We start from the raw sequence: 3,236 nt of genomic DNA, 5'->3' as shown, positions 1-3,236 counted from the left end.
GAACTCGGCTCTTTCGCCTTTTGTCGTCCCCGCTTAGAACGCGCGGGAACGATAGGCAAACGGGTGATGGGGGTCTGGGATGTCCGAGAGGGCTTTGGCGGTTGTTGTTCTTGCGGCGGGCCAGGGCAGCCGGATGCAGTCGGACCTTCCCAAGGTGCTGCACCGGCTGGGGGGCGTGCCGCTGGTGGGCCACGCGCTGGCCTCTGCGCGCAGCCTGGGACCCGAGCAGGTCGTCGTCGTGACCGGCCATGGCGCTGACGCGGTGGCGCGGGCGGTCGCGGGGCTGGACCCCGATGCCGCGACCGTGCTGCAGGCCGAACAGCTGGGCACCGGCCACGCCGTCGCGCAGGCCCTGCCCGCGCTGGAAGGCTTCGAGGGGCGGGTGATCGTCCTTTACGGCGACACGCCCTTCATCGGCCGGGACACGCTGGCGGCGCTGGCCGGGCACCGGTCGGACGTGGTGGTGCTGGGCTTCGAGGCCGCCGTTCCCGGCCGCTATGGCCGCCTCGTGACCGGCGGCGGGGGGCTGGAGCGGATCGTGGAATGGAAGGACGCCGACGCCGCCACGCGCGACATCGCGCTGTGCAACTCGGGCGTCATGGCGCTGGACGCGGACCTGCTGCGCCGGCTGATCGTGGCCTTGGGCAACGACAACGCCTCGGGGGAATACTACCTCACCGACCTGGTGGCGCTGGCCCGGGCCGAAGGCCGGCGCGCCGACGTGGTGATCTGCCCCGAGGACGAGACGCTCGGCATCAACACCCGCGCCGAACTGGCCGCCGCCGAGGCCGCCTTCCAGGCCCGCGCCCGCGCGGCGCTGATGGCCGACGGCGTGACGCTGACCGACCCGGCCAGCACCTTCCTGGCGCTGGACACGGTCATCGGCCGCGACGCGATCATCGGCCCGAACGTCGTCTTCGGCCGCGGCGTCACCGTCGAGTCCGGGGCCGAGATCCTGCCCTTCTGCCACCTGGAAGGCTGCCACGTGTCCTCGGGCGCGACCGTCGGCCCCTTCGCGCGGCTGCGCCCCGGCGCGGAACTGGGCGGCGACGTGCATGTCGGCAACTTCGTCGAGATCAAGAACAGCGTCCTGGACGAGGGCGTGAAGGTCGGCCACCTGACCTACCTCGGCGACGCCCATGTGGGCGAGCAGACGAACATCGGCGCGGGCACGATCACCTGCAACTATGACGGCGTGATGAAGCACCGCACCACCATCGGGCCGCGCGCCTTCATCGGCAGCGACACGATGCTGGTGGCCCCCGTGACCATCGGCGCGGATGCCATGACCGGATCGGGCAGCACCATCACCGAGGACGTGCCCGACGGCGCCCTGGCGCTCGGCCGGGCCCGGCAGGTCACGAAACCGGGCCTCGCCACGCGCCTGATGGCGGCGCTCCGCATGAAGAAGGAGGCACGCTGATGTGCGGCATCATCGGAATTCTGGGCAGCCACGAGGTCTCTCCGCTGCTGGTCGACGCGCTGAAGCGGCTGGAATACCGCGGCTATGACAGCGCCGGCGTCGCCACCGTCGACGCCTCGGGGCGGCTGGACCGGCGGCGCGCGGTGGGCAAGCTGATCAACCTGTCGGACCGGCTGGTCCACCAGCCCCTGCCCGGCCACGCGGGCATCGGCCACACCCGGTGGGCCACCCACGGCGCCGCGACCGAGGTGAACGCCCACCCGCACCGGTCGGGCCGCGTGGCCGTCGTGCACAACGGCATCATCGAGAACTTCCGCGAGCTTCGCGCCGGCTTGGCCGAGCTGGGCATCCAGCCGCAGTCGCAGACCGACACCGAAACGGTGGCGCTGTGGACGGCGCATCACATGGACCGGGGCCTCGGGCCCGTCGAGGCCGCCCGCGCCACGCTGGCGCAGCTGCACGGCGCCTTCGCGCTGGCCTTCCTCTTCGAGGGCGAGGGCGACCTGATGGTCGCCGCCCGGCGCGGCAGCCCCCTGGCCATCGGCCATGGCGACGCAGAGATGTTTTTGGGCTCGGACGCGGTGGCGCTGGCGCCCTTCACCGACCGGATCACCTATCTGGAGGATGGCGACCATGCCGTGCTGACCCGCGCCGGGGTGCAGGTCTGGGACGCGGACGGCCACCAGGCCCACCGCGCCACCGCCCGCATCGACGTCGGCGCGACCGTGATCGACCGCGCCGGCCACCGCCACTTCATGGCCAAGGAGATCGCCGAGCAGCCGGTGGTGATCGGCGACGTGCTGAACCACTACGTCAAGGGCGACCGCATCGTGCTGCCCGAGGGGCTGGACTTCGCCGCGCTGGACCGGGTGACCCTGGTCGGCTGCGGTACGGCGCACCTGGCCGGCCATGTCGCGAAGTACTGGTTCGAACAGCTGGCCGGCCTGCCCTGCGACATCGACGTCGCATCCGAGTTCCGCTATCGCGAGCCGCCCCTGTCGCCCGCCAGCCTGTTCGTGGCCGTCAGCCAGTCCGGAGAGACCGCCGATACGCTGGCCGCGCTGCACTATGCCCGCGGCCGCGTCGCGCGCACGGTGGGGCTGGTGAACGTCGGCACCTCGGCCATCGCGCGCGACAGCGACATCGCCCTGCCGACACTGGCCGGGATCGAGGTCAGCGTCGCCTCCTCCAAGGCCTTCACCTGCCAGCTGAGCGTGCTGGGCGTGCTGGCGCTGAAGGCCGCCCATGACCGCGGCCGCATCGACGATGCCACGCTGACGGCGCATCTGCGCGACCTGCGCGCGATCCCGGCGCTGCTGGGCCAGGCGCTGGCGCTGAGCGAGGACTGCCGCACGCAGGCCGAATGGCTGGCGCAGGCGCGCGACGTGCTCTACCTGGGCCGCGGCGCGCTTTACCCCGTCGCGCTGGAGGGCGCGCTGAAGCTGAAGGAGCTGAGCTATGTCCACGCCGAGGGCTACGCCTCGGGCGAGCTCAAGCACGGCCCCATCGCCCTGATCGACGGCGACGTGCCGGTGGTGGTGCTGGCGCCGCATGACGAGCTCTTCGACAAGACCATCTCGAACATGCAGGAGGTGATGGCCCGCCACGGCCGCATCCTGCTGATCTCGGACGCCGAAGGCATCGCCGCGGCGGGCGACGGCGTCACCGCAACCCTCGCCCTGCCCACCGGAGGCGGCATCTTCCGCCCCATCCTCTACGCCGTCCCAATGCAGTACCTCGCCTACCACACCGCCGTCGCAAAAGGCACAGACGTCGACCAGCCCAGAAACCTCGCAAAATCCGTAACCGTGGA

The 3,236-nt window shown here is 71.5% G+C and carries 2 protein-coding genes; both read left to right on the top strand.

The window, feature by feature from the left end:
• Positions 1 to 79 precede the first annotated feature (79 nt).
• On the top strand, positions 80 to 1,423 hold the full coding sequence (gene glmU / locus OC159_RS19715; protein ID WP_265502934.1) for a bifunctional UDP-N-acetylglucosamine diphosphorylase/glucosamine-1-phosphate N-acetyltransferase GlmU: 1,344 nt from the start codon (positions 80 to 82) through the stop codon (positions 1,421 to 1,423).
• Positions 1,423 to 3,236 (top strand): glutamine--fructose-6-phosphate transaminase (isomerizing) (glmS, locus tag OC159_RS19710; RefSeq protein WP_265502933.1); only part of this gene is annotated, 1,814 nt, incomplete at its 3' end. The genes glmU and glmS, both read left to right, overlap by 1 nt.

Source organism: Paracoccus beibuensis (genome assembly GCF_026162625.1).
Taxonomy (GTDB): Bacteria; Pseudomonadota; Alphaproteobacteria; order Rhodobacterales; family Rhodobacteraceae; genus Paracoccus; species Paracoccus beibuensis.
Note: the sequence above shows the minus strand (reverse complement) of the source record. Positions and strands in the feature narration are given on the sequence as shown.